This window comes from Pseudomonas sp. UBA2684 (assembly GCA_002354655.1).
Lineage (GTDB): Bacteria > Pseudomonadota > Gammaproteobacteria > Pseudomonadales > Pseudomonadaceae > Aquipseudomonas.
Genome location: DELY01000009.1, coordinates 1 through 17010 on the forward strand (window position 1 = coordinate 1; position 17010 = coordinate 17010).

The 17010-nt window shown below is 62.2% G+C and carries 10 protein-coding genes; 4 read left to right on the forward strand and 6 right to left on the reverse strand.

Annotated features, from left to right (window positions below; genetic code table 11):
- Positions 1 to 829 (forward strand): HD-GYP domain-containing protein (locus B3M58_RS04265; protein WP_296217330.1); only part of this gene is annotated, 829 nt, incomplete at its 5' end.
- Between the two features lie 59 nt (positions 830 to 888).
- Here the strand turns inward: B3M58_RS04265 and B3M58_RS04270 are convergent.
- Positions 889 to 1230 (reverse strand): YggL family protein, encoded by a 342-nt coding sequence (locus B3M58_RS04270; protein ID WP_296217331.1) that lies wholly within the window; start codon positions 1228 to 1230, stop codon positions 889 to 891.
- A gap of 261 nt (positions 1231 to 1491) precedes the next feature.
- Between B3M58_RS04270 and dacB the strand changes: the two genes are divergently transcribed.
- Entirely contained in the window at positions 1492 to 2943 is a 1452-nt protein-coding gene (gene dacB, locus B3M58_RS04275; RefSeq protein ID WP_296217332.1) for a D-alanyl-D-alanine carboxypeptidase/D-alanyl-D-alanine endopeptidase, read from the forward strand.
- 50 nt (positions 2944 to 2993) lie between these two features.
- On the opposite strand, the gene B3M58_RS04280 is transcribed toward dacB, so the two are convergent.
- Positions 2994 to 5801 carry a diguanylate cyclase gene (locus tag B3M58_RS04280; RefSeq protein ID WP_296217333.1) on the reverse strand — a complete coding sequence of 936 codons (2808 nt, stop codon included), beginning with the start codon at positions 5799 to 5801 and terminating at the stop codon, positions 2994 to 2996.
- 143 nt (positions 5802 to 5944) lie between these two features.
- Complete coding sequence (gene rlmKL / locus B3M58_RS04285) at positions 5945 to 8215, reverse strand: bifunctional 23S rRNA (guanine(2069)-N(7))-methyltransferase RlmK/23S rRNA (guanine(2445)-N(2))-methyltransferase RlmL (RefSeq protein ID WP_296217334.1); 2271 nt, start codon at positions 8213 to 8215, stop codon at positions 5945 to 5947.
- A gap of 427 nt (positions 8216 to 8642) precedes the next feature.
- On the opposite strand from rlmKL, the gene rmf reads away from it, so the two are divergent.
- Positions 8643 to 8858, forward strand: coding sequence for a ribosome modulation factor (rmf, locus tag B3M58_RS04290; RefSeq protein ID WP_296217335.1), 216 nt, complete (start codon positions 8643 to 8645; stop codon positions 8856 to 8858).
- A 92-nt stretch (positions 8859 to 8950) separates the two neighbouring features.
- Here rmf and B3M58_RS04295 read toward each other — a convergent pair whose 3' ends face one another.
- A complete protein-coding gene (locus B3M58_RS04295; protein ID WP_296217336.1) occupies positions 8951 to 9982 on the reverse strand; it encodes a quinone-dependent dihydroorotate dehydrogenase in 1032 nt (343 codons plus the stop codon).
- An 86-nt stretch (positions 9983 to 10068) separates the two neighbouring features.
- Positions 10069 to 10290 (reverse strand): DUF2835 domain-containing protein, encoded by a 222-nt coding sequence (locus B3M58_RS04300; RefSeq protein WP_296217337.1) that lies wholly within the window; start codon positions 10288 to 10290, stop codon positions 10069 to 10071.
- A 237-nt stretch (positions 10291 to 10527) separates the two neighbouring features.
- On the opposite strand from B3M58_RS04300, the gene B3M58_RS04305 reads away from it, so the two are divergent.
- Positions 10528 to 11415, forward strand: coding sequence for a DUF6685 family protein (locus B3M58_RS04305; RefSeq protein ID WP_296217338.1), 888 nt, complete (start codon positions 10528 to 10530; stop codon positions 11413 to 11415).
- A 475-nt stretch (positions 11416 to 11890) separates the two neighbouring features.
- Here the strand turns inward: B3M58_RS04305 and B3M58_RS04310 are convergent, their stop codons facing one another.
- Positions 11891 to 16753, reverse strand: coding sequence for an NAD-glutamate dehydrogenase (locus B3M58_RS04310; RefSeq protein WP_296217339.1), 4863 nt, complete (start codon positions 16751 to 16753; stop codon positions 11891 to 11893).
- Positions 16754 to 17010 lie beyond the last annotated feature (257 nt).

Sequence of the window (17010 nt, forward strand, 5' to 3'; positions counted from 1 at the left end):
CCGAGTCAGCGTGGAATCCGCAACCCTACGCGATGAACTGCTGGCCACCCTGGATGACGAATTCGCCTTCGTCGCACGCACCAATCTGGGCGGCGAAGCCATGGCCGATGCCGACATCGCGCGCCTCGACAGCATTGCTGCACGCACCTGGACACGCACCCTCGACGACCGCATCGGGGTGGCCTGGGAAGAGGCCAAGCGCCAGGAACGCAGCGCGGCGCCGAGCCTGCCGGCCGAAGAGCGATTGCTGGCCGACAAGCTCGAACACCTGATCGAACGGCCACCCGCCGAAATCATTCCCGCCGACAATCCCTGGGGCTTCAAGCTGGATGTGCCGCAGCACAAGTTCAACCGTGGCGAACTGCACAACCTGCGCATCGGCCGCGGCACGCTGACGGCCGAGGAGCGTTACATCATCAACCACCACATCGTACAGACCATCCTCATGCTCAGCCGCCTGCCCTTCCCGGCGCATCTACGGCATGTCGCGGAGATCGCCGGTGGCCATCACGAGAAAATGGATGGCAGCGGCTATCCGAAACGCTTGCTGCGCGAACAGATGAGCCTGCCGGCCCGCATGATGGCGATTGCCGATATCTTCGAGGCGCTGACTGCGGTCGATCGCCCCTACAAGAAAGGCAAGCTGCTCTCGGAATCGCTGAACATCATGGCCGGCATGTGCAAGGGCGCGCACATCGATCCCGAACTGTTCGGTTTATTCGTGCGCACAAAAATCTATCAACGCTACGCCGAGCGCTTTATGAAAGCCGAGCAAATCGATGGGGTGGATGAAGCGAGTGTGCTGAGCAAAGCCGGATTGACGGGCTGATCAAGGTGAGGGGTTAAACAACGGTCGGGCATGCGTTGCGCATGCCCGACCCGTAGACATCAGGCCGGATTGATCGCGCTTTCCGGGTACCAGACGTCCATCAGCGGGCTGGCGGTGAAGTCGACCAACTCACTGCGGCCTTTCAGCCAGGCGTCGACCTGGGTACGCTGCTCTTCGCTGACCGAGCCACGCTTGGCCAGGCAGACCAGGCCGTAGTCGTCGCCACCGACATAACCCAGACCGTTGGCAGTCATGGCGTCGCTGAGGAACTGATCGAGAAAAGCGTCGATGGCCTCATCGCTCAGGTCTTCTTTAAAATTCATGTTCAGCTCAAAACCCAGCTCTTGGAATTCATCCACGCAGAGTTTTTTACGCAGACGGCGGGAACGGTTAGTAGCCATGGAGCAATCCTCAAGAGTGATAACGCGCGGCACTCTAGCAGTTTAGCGACCACTTTGCCCGACTCTCTGCCGGCGGCCATGCGCCCCCAGCACCCCATCCGGTGCCATAAAAGCCCATGGCTACTGGCGCCGCGCGCAATGCGTCGGTCGTAGAGCGGCGCAGAGCGACTCTGCTTGGGGCATAATGCGCGGCAAACCGCTGTGGGACTCATTGCACATGTCACGCGTTATCTTCAGCCCTCGCTCGGAGGGTGTCCGCCCATGATCAAAACCTTACGTCAGTTGGCCATCGCCAGTTTGTTGCTGCCGCTCGCCCTGCCCCTGCATGCCGCCGTCAACGGCAGCTTGTCGCCCAAGGTGCAGCAGGCGCTGAAAGCCAACAAGATCAGCAGCCAATCGCTTTCCCTGGTGACGGTGCCCCTTACCGGCCCCGGCAACAGCACCTATTTCAACGCCGATATTTCAGTCAATCCGGCGTCGACCATGAAGCTGGTCACCACCTACGCCGCGCTGGAACTGCTTGGCCCGACGCACAAGTGGAAAACCGAGTTCTATGCCGACGGCCCGCTGAAAGACGGCGTGCTCAACGGCAACCTGTTTCTCAAAGGTGGCGGCGATCCCAAGCTGAACATGGAGAAACTCTGGCTACTGCTGCGCGACCTGCGTGCCAATGGCGTGCGCCAAGTGACCGGCGACCTGGTGCTCGACCGCAGCCACTTCGTCCAGCCCGCATTGCCAGCCTTCAATGACGACGGTGGCGATGCCAACAAACCGTTCCTGGTCACCCCCGACGCCCTGCTGGTGAACCTCAAGGCGCTGCGCTTCATCGCGCGTAACGAGGGTGGCAAGGTACACATCGCCGTCGAGCCGCCGATTGCCAGCATTCGCATCGACAACCGGGTGAAGGCGCTGAAAGCCGCCAAATGCCCTGGCTGGCCGGATGTACGCTACAACCCGGTGACCGAGTTCGACGGCACCACGGTGATCGTCAGCGGCCAACTGGCCGAAGGCTGTAGTGCGCAGACCTACCTGTCGCTGCTCGATCACCCGAGCTACGCCGCGGGCGCCATCCGCGCGATCTGGCAAGAGCTGGGCGGCAGCATCCTGGGCAAAGACCGCATGGCCGAGGTGCCGAAAAGCGCCCGCCTGCTGGCCCGCACCTTCTCTCCCGATCTGGTGGAGATCATCCGCGACATCAACAAATACAGTAACAACACCATGGCCCGGCAGCTGTTCCTCAGCATCGGTGCGCAATTTCGCAACGAGGCCGACGGCGACGACGCCAAGGCCGCGCAACGGGTGATCCGCAGCTGGCTGGCGCGCAAGGGCATTACCGCACCGCAGTTGGTGATGGAGAACGGCTCCGGTTTGTCGCGCGCCGAACGGCTCAGCGCGCGCGAGATGGCGAAGATCCTGCAAGCCGCCTGGAAAGGCCCTTACGCCGCCGAATTCATCAGCTCGATGCCGCTGGTGGCGATGGACGGCACCATGCGCAAACGCTTGCACCGCACGGCACTGGTCGGCGAAGCGCATATCAAGACCGGTACGCTGAACAATGTGCGTGCCATCGCCGGTTTCAGCCGTGACAGCAACGGCAACAGCTGGGCCGTGGTGGCGATTCTCAACGACCCAAGACCGTGGGGCGCCTCGTCGATTCTCGACCAAGTGCTGATCGACCTGTATCGCCAACCCAAGGCCGCCGCTCAACCCTGAAGCACCTGCACGCCCCCTTCAGCGCTGCGTTGCAGCGGCGCTGAAGGGGTTCAAAGCACCGCGCTGCGTACCTGATCCCGACCGTTCTGTTTTGCCAGATACACCCCGGCATCCACCCGCCGCAGCAGGTCGTCGCTGGTTTCGCCAAGCCGCCAGGCGGCCACGCCGAAACTGGCCGTCACGTTGCCCACGCCCTCCACCGGCTCACGCCGTAAGGCTTGCTGCAAGGCCTCGGCGAGCAGCTGCGCCTGCTCGACGCTGGTATCGGGGCACAAAATAATGAATTCCTCGCCACCCAAGCGGCAGAACACGTCGGCACGCCGCAACCGCTGACTCAAGCGCTGGCACGTGACAGTCAGCACCCGGTCACCGGCCTCGTGACCAAAACGGTCGTTGACCTGCTTGAAGTGATCGAGATCGAGCATGATCAGCGCCAGCTCGCTCTGATTACGCCGCACGCGGGTAATCTCCACCTCCAAGCGCTCCTGGAAGTAGCGCCGGTTGTAGATGCCGGTCAAGGCATCGGTGATCGACAGCTCGCGCAACTCATGCTCAACCAACTTGGGCCCGGTGATATCGGTGAGGTAGCCATGCCAGAGCACCGCGCCATCGGCCATGCGCTCCGGCACAGCCTCACCGCGCATCCAGCGCAACCCGCGCTGCGGCAACAACGCGCGATACTCCTCGCGCCAGACGCTCAGCTGCGCGCCCGACTGCTGGATCGATAGACCGATACGTTCCAGGTCATCCGGGTGAATGCGCTTCAGCGCGGCAGCGGCATCCTCGCGCAACTGCAATGGATCGACCTCGTAGATATCCAACATGCCAGCGCTGGCATACGGGAAACAGGAGCTGCCGTCCGGGTTCAACTGGTATTGGTAAATAGCGCCCGGCACCCGCGCGGTGAGCTTTTCCAACAGCCGATCGCGCGCCGCCAGCACCTCATGAATGCGCTTGCGCTCGGTGATGTCGATGGCGATGCCGAGGAAGCCGATCAGCGCGTTCTGCTCGTCGCGCACGCCGGTGATGATCAGGTTGACGGTAAGTTCGCTGCCATCGCGCCGCACATAGGTCCACTCGCGCTCTTCGTGGCTGTCGCCCTCCACCGCCTCGGCCACCAGGGCAGCAAAACCGACCACCGGACGCCCGTAACGGCGACTCAGTTCAAGCTGGCGAGCGTCCAGTTCATCGCGGCGGTGGATGTATTCGGGGGTGCGCAGGCCAATCATCTCGTCTGCGCGATACCCCAGCATGCGCTCGGCACCGGCATTGAACGTGAGAATCAGGCCATTCAGGTCGGTGGCGATGATCGACACCTGCGTGGCGGCATTCAACAGCCCATGCAACTGGCCATTGACCCGCGCCAACTCAAGCTCGGCCGCCTTGCGCCAACTGATATCGGTATGGGTGCCGATGACCCGCAGCGGTTGCCCATCGGCGGCGCGCTCGACGACCTTGCCGCGACCGAGAATCCACTTCCAGCTGCCGTCCTGACAACGCAGGCGGTGTTCGTTGCGGTAGAACTCCAGCGCACCACTCAGATGCCCCTGCAAATCTGCGGCGCAAGCATCTTTGTCACACGAGTGGATACGGCTGTTCCACTCGTCCAGGGCATCGCCAATGTCATCCTCGTGGTAACCCAGCATGCGTTTCCAGGCTGGCGAGAAGAACACTCGATTGCTCGACACGTCCCAGTCCCAGACACCGTCGCCGGCACCGTCCAGGGCAAAGCTCCAGCGCTGCTCGCTGACCGCCAACTGTTGCTCGCGAGCGCGCAGCTCGGCGGTGCGCATCTCGACCAAGGTCTGCGCCCGCTGGCGCTGACTGACCAGGCTGAACAGCAACGTCGCGAGCATCGCGCTGAGCAAAATGCCCGCGCTGACGGTAATCGCCAGGCCCGGCAGGCGATTGGCCGCGAGAAAGGCATCGGTGGGGTAGATAGTCAGTCGGTAGGTGCGATCGGCCAACTGCACATCGCGGGAAAAGTGCAGCAGCGGATGGGCGGCCAATTGCGCTGAGCGGTAGACCAGTGGCGGCGAACTTTCATTCGAGGCATCGAGCAGCTCAAGTTCCAGGGTGTCGGCACGCTCGCCACTGCCGCCCTCTTCGAGCATCTGGTGCAGGCTGACCGCCGCCAGCACGAAACCACGCAGCTGGCTGCGGCGCAACGCCGGGTCGGCAGGCACCTGCTGCGTGGGGTAGACCGGCGCAACCAGGAGCACACCACGACTGTCCTCGGGGCTGGTGCCAATCAGTTGCAACACCTCAGAGGCCGCCATGAACCCATCCAAGCGAGCCTTGTCCAGGGTCTTCAGACGCGCCGCGTGGGAGGCTAGATCGAAGCCCAACGCCAGCTGCTTGACCCGCCGTGAAACGGCATAGAGCACCGGAAAATGCTCCAGACGACCGGCCGAACCAACCAGTTGACCCTCGTTGTTCAAATCACGGATCACGAACGCCTGAAACCCCTCGGCACGTACCCGCTGCTCAAACGCCGGGCGCTCAAGCGCGGTAACCCGTGGAATCCAGGAAAACGCCAAAGTGTGGTTGAGCAGCGGCTCGCTGTACCCGCGGAACTCCGCCCGGCTGATCTCGTCGGCATTGATGAAGAAACGCCGCACGCCATCGAGATCACGCATATAGCCATCGAAGCTCGCCTGAATCGCCGCGGCTCGCTTGTTCGCCGCCGACTCGAAACGCTGCTGCAGTTCGCGCTGGTTGGAGCCCTGCGTCACGGTGGCGATCAATGCCGTCAGCACCAAGCCAATCACCGCGCTACTCACGGCGACCAGCCAGGCGGCTGTCGTCTCGCTGAGAAAACCACGAACCAGGAACGGCACCTTACGCATTGAGGGCATGTTTACAGCTCAGAAAGACACCCTCGCGGGCTTATAGCGCCGGGTCGTAATACCCAGGGGCCTGTCGGACTTAACGCTGTTCTAATGCGGAAAAGCCGGACTCGGGCTTTCCCTCGCAACGAACGCTCAAGTCCGACAGGCTCCTAGCTGGCCATTATTCGCCAAGCGCGGTGAATCTTCGGATTACGCGCGAAATCCGCATCCAAGGTTGCCGCACTGATCTCCTCCAGCGCGTAACGCGCCGCGAGGCTGTCATCGAGATGGAATTTACGGAAATTGTTGGAGAAATACAGTACTCCGCCCGGCGCCAGGCGCGCCATGGCCAGGTCGAGCAGCTGCACATGGTCGCGCTGGATGTCGAAGATGCCTTCCATGCGCTTGGAGTTGGAGAACGTCGGCGGGTCGATGAAGATCAGCTCGTATTCACCGCGATCTTCGGCCAGCCAGCCCATCACATCGGCCTGTTCCAGCTTGTTCTTGTCGGAATAACCGTTGAGCGACAGGTTGCGCCGCGCCCAGTCCAGGTAGGTTTTCGACAAGTCGACGCTGGTGGTGGTGCGCGCGCCGCCCTTGGCCGCATGTACGGTGGCCGTGGCGGTGTAGCAGAACAGGTTGAGGAAACGCTTGCCGGCGGCCTCTTTCTGAATGCGCATACGCAGCGGACGGTGATCGAGAAACAGGCCGGTATCGAGGTAATCGGTGAGGTTGACCAGCAGTTTGACGCCGCCCTCGCTGACTTCCATAAACTGGCCCTGCGTCGCCTGGCGCTGGTACTGCTTGGTGCCGCTCTGGCGTTCGCGGCGCTTGATCACCACTTTGCTCTTATCGACGCCCAGCGCCTGCGGAATCGCGGCGATGGCGTCAAACATACGGGCTTTGGCTTTCTCAGGATCAATGGACTTGGGTGCGGCATATTCCTGCACATGCACCCAGTCACCATACAAATCCACCGCCATGGAATATTCCGGCATATCGGCGTCATATAGGCGGTAGCACTCAACGCCTTCCTTGCGCGCCCACTTACCCAGCTGTTTAAGGTTTTTTTGCAGACGATTGGCGAACATCTGCCCGCCTTCGCTCAGGCGCGCCTGCTCGACCACCGGAGCAGGTGCCGGAGTCGGTTTGATCGGGTTGCCGTTCTTGTTGTACTGGCGCTCCAGCGGCTCCAGCGGGGATTTATCAGCTTCGGCCTGCTCACGCTCACGTTCACGCTGCTCAGGGGTGCGTCGCTCGCCAGTGACGAACTGCTCCGGCTGCACCTTGATCAGCAACAACTTGCACGGCAATGCACCGTTCCAGAACGCGTATTGCTTATGGCTGCGAATGCCCATGCGCTTGCCCAGGTCCGGCGCGCCGGTAAACACCGCCGCCTCCCAGCCCAGGCAGGCCTGACGCAGACGCTCGCCAAGATTCTGGTAGAGGTACAGCAGGCTGGCTTCATCGCCCAAACGCTCGCCGTAGGGCGGATTGCAGATCACCAAGCCTTTCTGGTTCTGATCCGGGCGCGGCTCGAAGGTCGCCACTTCGCCCTGGTAGACCTTGATCCAGTGACCCAACCCGGCGCGCTCGATGTTGTTGCGCGCCGGCTGAATCAAGCGCGGGTCGGCCTCGTACCCACGAATCCACAGCGGTGGTTTGGCCATGCCGTCGGTGGCGCGCTGCTGCGCTTCAGCCTGCAATTTTTTCCACAGGGCCGGCACATGCCCCAGCCATTGGCTGAAGCCCCACTGCTCGCGCGTGAGGTTAGGCGCAACGTCCGCGGCAATCATCGCCGCCTCGACCAGGAAGGTGCCAACACCGCACATCGGGTCCGCCAGCGCGCCACCTTCGGCGGCAATCCGCGGCCAGCCCGCGCGAATCAGCACGGCGGCAGCGAGATTTTCCTTGAGCGGCGCGGCGCCTTGCTGCAGGCGGTAACCGCGCTGGTGCAAGCTGTGCCCGGAGAGGTCGAGGGAAAGAATCGCCTCACCACGATCCAGGCGCAGGTGCACACGCATATCCGGGTTGAGCTTGTCGACCGAGGGCCGCGTGCCATCCTTCTGGCGCAGCTTGTCGACGATGGCATCCTTGACCTTCAGCGCGCCGAAGTGGGTGTTGTCGATGCCCGAGCCATTACCGCTGAACTCCACCGCCAGGCTGCCGGTGGGTTGCAGATGCTCGAACCAATCGACCTCCAGCACGCCCTCATAAAGACTTTCGGCGTCCTGCACGTTGAAGCGCTTGAGCACCAGCAACACCCGGTTGGCCAAACGCGACCACAGGCACAAGCGGTAGGCGGTTTCCATATCGGCCAGGCCACGAATGGCCGAGGTGTGCTCACGCGCCTCTTCAAGCCCCAGGTTGCTGGCCTCTTCGAGCAGCAAGCCTTCGAGACCCTTGGGGCAAGTGAGAAAGAGTTCGTAACGATCCGACATGGGAGTTTCCAGTGCCTAAGGCAATAAACGGCGTGAGAACGAATCAACACGGCCAAAATAAGTGACAAAAAGTCACAGCGCGACCCTTCGTCGGAATAAATAATGCTCGCAATCGCGAGCCATTCGCGGTGGCACAACACCAGTACAAACCGCGCAAACGCCCACACCATCAGCGCTTGCCCGCACGGCGCGCGGATTTTCCCGCCGGCCTTATGGCCTCACCCGCAAAAGCGTTACGCCCTTATGACAAAAAGATCATTCACAGGCTTCCGAGCATTCGATAGAAATCTACCTAGGCCGTCGCCGCAAGGGTGATGGCGCAGGAGGCTCGCGACGCCGGCAGCGGACTCCACCAGCAGAACCTTTTCTGCTTGATCTCGCTACGAGGTCTACGGGACATAACAGTCAACATTGAGGGCAACACCCTATGAGAAGACTTAAGCGTGATCCGTTAGAAAGAGCTTTTTTGCGCGGCTATCAGTACGGCATCAATGGTAAATCCCGCGAAATGTGTCCTTTTACTCTTCCGTCCGTTCGCCAAGCCTGGTTAAACGGCTGGCGCGAAGGTCGCGGTGATAACTGGGACGGTCTGACCGGTACGGCCGGTATCCATCGACTCAACGAACTTCACGCTGTCGGCTGAAACAAGGAACCCACCGACTTCACCAAGCACGCCCCAATTCGGGCGGCGGGCGCAAGCCCAGGGGCTCCCTCAGGGAGCCCTTTTTATTGCACTCATGCGTTGTTACGCGGCAACCCGGCAATCGCATCCACCGCTTCGCGGATCAACGCCGGGCCCTTGTAGATAAATCCCGAATAAACCTGCACCAAGCTCGCACCCGCGGCGATTTTCTCGGCAGCGTGCTTGCCCTCGGTGATGCCGCCGACGGCGATGATCGGTAAACGCCCGGCCAACTCGCTGGCCAGCACCTTCACGATATGCGTGCTCTGCTGGCGAACCGGCGTGCCAGACAAGCCGCCCGCTTCATCGGCGAACTCCAGCCCTTTAACGCCCTCACGGGCCAAGGTGGTATTGGTCGCGATCACCGCGTCCATACCGGTGTCCAGCAGCGCACGCGCTACCTCGCAGGTTTCCTCATCCGTCATGTCCGGGGCGATCTTGATCGCCAGCGGCACCCGCTTGCCGTGCTGCTGGGCCAAGTCTTCCTGGCGCTGGCGCAGGGCTTCGAGCAATTGCTTGAGTGAGTCGCCGAACTGCAGGCTGCGCAGCCCCGGGGTGTTTGGCGAGCTGACGTTGACGGTGACATAGCTGGCGTGGGCATAGACCTTGTCCAGGCACAGCAGGTAATCGTCCACCGCGCGCTCGACCGGCGTATCGAAGTTCTTGCCGATGTTGATGCCCAGCACGCCCTTGTATTTGGCCGCCTGCACACGCGCCAACAGATGATCGACGCCATGGTTGTTGAAACCCATGCGATTGATGATCGCCTCGGCCTCAGGCAGCCGGAACAGCCGCGGCTTGGGGTTGCCCGGCTGCGGACGCGGGGTCACGGTGCCGATCTCAACAAAGCCGAAACCCAACTGGGCAAACCCATCGATGGCAGCGCCGTTCTTGTCCAACCCGGCCGCCAGCCCGACCGGGTTGGCAAACTCCAGGCCCATCACCTTGACGGGCAGCGCAGCAGGGCTCTTGCTCAGCAAGCCATTGAGCCCGAGGCGACCGCCCGCACCGATCAAGTCGATGGACAATTCATGGGACGTTTCAGGAGACAGTTTGAACAGCAGCTCGCGGGCCAGGGTATACATGGGCAGGCTTAGCTCGATAATGGCGAAGTCGAAAGGCCGCGATTATAGCCGCCCAACAGGCCGGCACGCGAGGCGCACGGCCCGCTTCAACTCAAACGGCGCAGGCTCAATAATTCGCCGGCCGCGCTAAACTCCAGCGCGAAGGAACCGTAGACCCCGTCGTGAGTCAAAAACGGCCGGAAATGGTGGGCCGGCACACTGACCCGCCGACCGTCGCGACTCTGCACCAGAATACGGTTGGCACGCCCTTGATAGACCGCGCGCAAACGCTCGGCAGATAGCGCAATATCCAGCACCAGACTGGGCATGGAGGCACCCTTGCAAATGAATGCGGCAATTTTGCCACACACGGCGCGTTTACCACGCACTAACAGGCCATTGAAAAACGCAGGCGAAGCCGCCGAGCCTGTTTTTAACGCCGTATCGGCCACCCAGGTAGTTTTTCAACGACCGGCTAAACAGCGCGTTTTACCCGGCAAAGCGTGTGCAGCAGGCGCCGCCCTCTGCCACACTGGCAGCAGTGATCATCGAGTTCGTACCCGGCCATGAGTCTGTCCGAGCAGCCTTCCACTCTCAGTTCACGCCTTGCCGCCCTCGCCCAGCGCCTGGGCTTGATCGGCCGTGTGCCGCGGCAGATTCTGGAGCGCGCCAGCAGCCTGCGCCTGGCCTTCAAGGCCCTGCCCAACACCCGCGACAGCATCAGTTGGCAGGAAGGCCCGCCCCTGCAACGCCTGGTCGAGCTACCGCGCAGCGCCCTCTCAGGCCCCGTGCAGCAAGACAAGGCGCAAGCCCACGCGGTGCTGGTACGCGTCGTCGAGCTGCAAGAACAACAGCTGACCTCGTTCGACCTGCGCCTGATCGACGGCCTGTCCAACGGCGAACCCGAACAAGCCGGTTTCAGTACCCTCGAGGCCTATGCCGCCAGCGAGCGTTGCCGCCAGGTGCGCATCATCAGTTACAAAGACTTCGTCAAAAGCATCAGCCTGGCCTTACCGCGCTTTCTCGCCGGTGAAACCATCAACCTGCGCCAGGCCAGTTGGCATGGTGCGCGTGTGTTCTGGGCCGGAGAACAGCACAGCGAAGCGTTCGCCTGCGCGGTGGCCTATGCGCGCCGCCGCGAACTGGAAATCACCCTGCCGGCAGAACTGGCCAGCTATCGCTTGAGTGTCAGCGGGCTGGCGGAGCTGCAACGCGGCTACCATGTTCTGGCAATGCCCGGCGCCGCCTGGAGCGACCCTACGTTCATGAGCCTGTTGCTGGATAACGGCCTGCCCTATGCGCGCCTGGCGCTGCTGCGCACCCCCGGCGCACCGGAATTTCTACTCCTGCCGAAACACTCGGCCGAAGCCACCGCGCTGGGCGAAGGTCTGCGCCTGGCTGGCGCGCCGGATGTCGTAAAACACCTGCAACAGCTGGCCAACGCGCACGCATAGTTGCCACACGCCAAAAGCCCCCTGCGAAGTGCCCGGGCACTGCATAAAAATTAAGACGGGTTACCTGTACGGTTATGCGCAATGGCTGCGCCACGTAAGCCACCCAGCGTTAATCGGCCTACCCGCTCTGGTGAGTTACGGTGCAACCGAAGCTGCAGCAGCCAATAGTCCGTGGTCATGCACCTAAGCCACCCTACGAATTACCGCGCTCCAGGCAGCACCTCATGCGGCTGTAACCGTGAAAGAGCAGTTGGTTCACCCAGACGCCTTGTACTGGCTGGGCAGGAGGGGCTTTGGCCACGAATTTTTGGGGCTACCTTGAGCACGCGGCCTGAACAGCTCGCGGTCAAAAGCGCGCCTATAAAAGCCTGACGGCTCATGTCACACGCACTAGCGCCATAAAAAATGCCGCTCACTTGAAACAAGTGAGCGGCATGCTCAGCACCCGCGAGAACGCGAGCGCATTATCGGACGGTCAGGCTTGCCCGCTTTGCGCCAGGTCCATCAGCTCGCGGTTGGCCACGGAGTACATGGCGTAGTCGGTGCCGGTAGCGGCACGCAACTCGCCGAGCATGGTCTTCCAACGCTCGACCAGGCGGCGCCGCTGTTCCAGCCAGACCACCACACGCGCCTCGATATCCGCCGGCCCTTCGACCATTTGCAGCACCGATACGGTGATGGCCCGCTGCTGCCAATCGAGATCGTCGCGGAAGGCTTCCCGCGCCAGCGCTTGCCAGTTGTTTTCCACCGTCAGGCTGGTGATCTGCTGCAAGTACCATGACAGTTCCAGCGCGCCGCCGACGGCGAAGTACGCCGCGGCGACCTGGTCCGGTTCCTGGCCGGTGACATCCGACGCCTCGATGATCGGCAACAAGGTGTACAGGTGACTGGTGCCTGCCACCACGCGGGCCAACACCTCAGGCACACCGGCTTCGACATAGGCTTGGAAGCGTGCCAACCACTGCTCGCGAGCCGGACCTTCGAGCAACTCGTCCAGACGCAAGGCCAAAGCCTCGACGCGCGGCGCGAAGTGCGCCACATCACGCGCGGCATCCAGCTCGTTGCGGCGGCTGCGCAGGAACCAGCGGGTGGCCCGGCGACCGAGGCGCATCAGCTCATCCATCAGCTGCAATTGCAGCTCGGCCGGCACTTTGTAGTCCAACGCTTCGATCTGCTGCCACCAATGCGGCAAACGGAATACGTCGCGCACGATCACATAGGCCCCAGCGACATTCGCCGCGCTCATGCCGGTGGACTCCTTCAAGCGCTGCACGAAGGTGATGCCCATGTGGTTGACCAGATCGTTGGCGATCTGCGTGCTGACGATTTCGCGCTTCAGGCGATGGCGACGCATCGGCTCACCGAACTTCTTCGCCAGTAACGGCGGAAAGGCCGTTTCCATCTCGCGGGCCAGGTAGTCGTCGTCCGGCACCAGGGATTTCAGCAGCGATTCCTTCAAATCGATCTTGCTGTAGGAGATCAGCACCGACAGCTCCGGGCGGGTCAAGCCACGGCCATTGGCGGCGCGCTCGTTGAGCTCCTCGTCGGACGGCAGAAACTCCAAGCCACGGTCCAGTTTGCCCGCCGACTCCAGCGCCGCCATCAAGCGCTTGTACTCGCCCAGCCGCTCGCGGGCACGGCGTTCGGCCAGCGACAGCGCCTGGGTCTGCTTGTAGTTGTTGCCCAGCACCAGGCCGCCCACCGCATCGGTCATCTCGGCCAGCAGCTTGTTGCGCTGCTTGCCGGTCATGTCGCCGGCGGCGACGATCTCGTTGAGCAGGATCTTGATGTTCACTTCATGGTCGGAGCAGTCCACGCCACCGGCGTTATCGATGAAGTCGGTGTTGCTGGCGCCGCCATTGAGGCCGTACTCGACGCGCCCCAGTTGGGTCATGCCGAGGTTACCGCCCTCGCCCACCACCTTGGCGCGCAACTCGCGACCATCGACGCGCAAGGCGTCGTTGGCCTTGTCGCCAACGTCGGCATGGCTTTCCTTGCTCGACTTGACGTAGGTGCCGATGCCGCCGTTCCACAGCAGGTCGACCGGTGCCTTGAGCAACGCATTGAGCAGCTCGGTGGGCGCCAGTTTGTTGGCACTGATGTCGAAACGCGCTTGCATTTCCGCGCTGATGGCGATGCTTTTGGCGCTGCGCAGGAAGATGCCGCCACCGGCGGAGATCAATGTGCTGTCGTAATCCGCCCAGCTGGAGCGTGGCAGGTCGAACAGACGCTGGCGCTCGACGAAGCTGGTCGCCGCATCTGGGTTGGGGTCGATAAAGATGTGCATATGGTTGAACGCCGCGACCATTTGCAGTTTGTCCGACAGCAGCAGACCGTTGCCGAACACGTCGCCGGCCATGTCGCCGATGCCGATCACCGTGGTGTGATCCTGCTGCACGTCGATGCCGCGCTCGCGGAAGTGACGCTGCACCGAGACCCAGCCGCCCTTGGCGGTGATGCCCATGCCTTTGTGGTCGTAACCGGCCGAGCCGCCGGAGGCGAAAGCATCGCCGAGCCAGAAACCGTACTCGCCGGCAATGCCGTTGGCGATGTCGGAGAAGGTCGCAGTGCCCTTGTCGGCGGCGACCACCAGATAGGGATCGTCCGGGTCGTGGCGCACCACGTTGGCCGGCGGCACGACGGCGCCTTCCTTGAGGTTGTCGGTGATGTCCAGCAGGCCACTGATGAAGATGCGGTAGCAGGCAATCGCCTCGGCCTGGATCTCGTCACGCGAGCCGCCGATCGGCAAGCGCCGTGGCACGAAACCACCCTTGGCGCCGACCGGTACGATCACCGCGTTCTTCACCTGTTGCGCCTTGACCAGGCCAAGCACTTCGGTGCGGAAGTCTTCCTCGCGATCCGACCAGCGCAGGCCGCCGCGGGCGACCTTGCCGCCGCGCAGGTGCACGCCTTCGACGCGTGGCGAGTAGACGAAGATTTCGAACATCGGCACCGGCTTGGGAATCTCCGGAATCAGCCGTGGGTTGAGCTTGAAGCTGAAGTAGGCCTTGTTCTGTCCTGCCGCGTCGGCCTGGTAGAAGTTGGTGCGCAGGGTGGCCTTGATCAGGTCCAGGTAGCGCCGCAGGATGCGGTCCTCGTTGAGCACCGCGACGTTGTCCAGGGCACTGAGAATCGCCTGTTCGAGCTTCTGCTGCTTGTCTTCCAGGTCCTCGGCGCCCAGCTTGCGGGCCAGGTAGAAGCGCGTCTTGAACAGGCGCACCAGCTCCTTGGCGATGTCGGCATGGTTGACCAGGGTGCCGGCAATGTAGCTCAAGTCGAAGCCCAGGCGAATCTGCTTGAGGTAACGCGCATACGCGCGCAGCAGCGCCACGTCGCGCCACGGCATGGCGGCGGTCAGCACCAGGCGGTTGAATGCATCGTTCTCGGCATCGCCGCCAACGATGTGTACGAAGGCGTCCTGCAAGGTGTCGTTGAGTTGCTGGATGTCGACATCCAGGCCTTCGGCGTAGGTGAAGGCGAAATCGTGAATCCAGAACTCGCGGCCGTTCTGCTGGTGCAGGCGATAGGGGAACTCGCCGAGTACGCGCAGGCCGAGGTTTTCCAGGATCGGCAGCACGTCGGACAGCGGCAATGGCGTATCGGCGTGGTACAGCTTGCAGTGCAACTGCTGGCCGTCCTGGGCCAACGGTTGGTAGAAACTCATCACCAGTGGCCGCGCGCTGCTCAGGCTGAGCAGGTGCTGCATGTCGACCACCGCCGAATGCGGGGCAAAGCGCTCGCGGTAACCGGCCGGAAAACCGCCGGGGAAATCCGCCAGAACATTGGTGCCCTGGGCTTCGCCGAAGCTTTCCACCATCAGGCCAACGTAGTCGTCCTTCCACGAGCGGCAGGCCTGGATCACTTCTTTTTCCAGGCGCGCGGTATCGATTTGCACCTTGTTCTTCGGGTCCACGCGCAGGATGAACTGCACCCGCGCCAACACGGATTCGGAGAAGAAGGTCCAGAACTCGCAATCGGTGGCTTGCAGGCGCTCCATCAGCACCTGCTGGATTTTCAACCGGGTTTCGGTGGAGTACACGTCGCGCGGCACGTAGGCCAGGCAGTAGCAGAAGCGCCCGTAGGGATCGCGGCGCAGGAACACGCGGATCTTGTTGCGCTCCTGAATCTGCACGATCGACATGGCGGTGTTGAACAGCTCGTCCACCGAGGTCTGGAACAGGTCGTCACGCGGCAGCACTTCCAGCACCTGGGCCAGTTCTTTGCCCAAATGCGCCTTGCTGTTGAAGCCCGAGCGTTGCTCGATCACCGCGACCTTGCGGCGGATATACGGGATGTCCCAAACGCTCTGGGCATACACCGCCGAGGTGTACAGGCCCATGAAACGGCATTCCTTGACTACCCGACCCTTGCTGTCCAGCTCGCGCACGGAGACGAAATCCGGGTACGCCGGGCGGTGCACGCGGCTCGGCACAGCGGCCTTGGCGAAGGACAGCAGCAGCGGCTCGCGCAGGTAGCTGACGGCTTCCGGCTCGATGTGCAGCTCATCGCTTTTCAGCCCACTACGCAGGCGCTTGGACAGCCCCAGCAGGGACTTCTCGTCGTAAACGATGCTGCCGCCATCCGGCGCATCGGCCACGCTGAATTCTTCATAACCGAGAAAGGTGAAGTGGTTGTCCAGCAACCAGGTAAGGAACACCTTGATCTCGTCCAGCTCGGCGCCTTCGACCTTGAGCCCGGCCTTGCCTGGCTTGGCCTTGTCCAGCCAGGCCAACAATTCCTGGGCCTTGGCCTTCATCGGCTGAAAGTCAGCAACGCTCAGGCGCACTTCTTCGAACACTTCGTGCAGGGATTTTTCCAGGGTCTTCAGCTCGCCAACGCTGGCGCAGCGGTCGATTTCCAGGAACATCAAGGCTTCTTGCAAGATGTCCTTGCCCTGGGTGCCTTTGGGCAGGATTTCCAGCAACTCGCCCTTCTTGCTACGGCGCACGCTGAAAACGCTGTTTTGCAGGGTGTGGATGCTGTAACCGCGACGGTTCAGCTCCATGCGCACCGAGTCGACCAAAAACGGAATATCGCTGTGGAGGATTTCCACGGCGGTGTGCGTGGACTGCCAGCCGTGCTTTTCGTAATCCGGGTTGAACACCCGCACCTCAGGCTTGCTCTGTTCGAAACGCTCCAACAGGCGCCAGGACGACAAGGTGCAGCCGACCAGGTCGGAGAGCCGACGCTGGGTGAGTTCCTCCAGGGCGATGATGCCGAAGAATTGCTCGGCGAACAGGGCCACTTGTGGCAATCCCTGTTCACTGACGTGCTGCGCCAGGGCCGCTTGCAGTTGATGCTGGAAGTCGGCTTTACTGGCCGCCGTAAAGAACGCCATGGTTGTGCTCCGTTTGGCTTGTGATTCGACTAGGGCAGTCGCGAGACGAGACCGGCGCCACACCGTTGTCATTCAACGTTAGTTCATCAAGCGGCGATTACCTGCGCCGGACTTTTCTGAACCCTGGCGATAGCTTCGACTCGCTGGTCACATTTGCCGGATGAGCTTAACGATGGAAGCGCATGCAGCGCTTGCCGCGCTGCGACATTTTCTTTCAAGGCTGCCCCGCGACGGGGCAAAACTCGACCAAAGCGCAG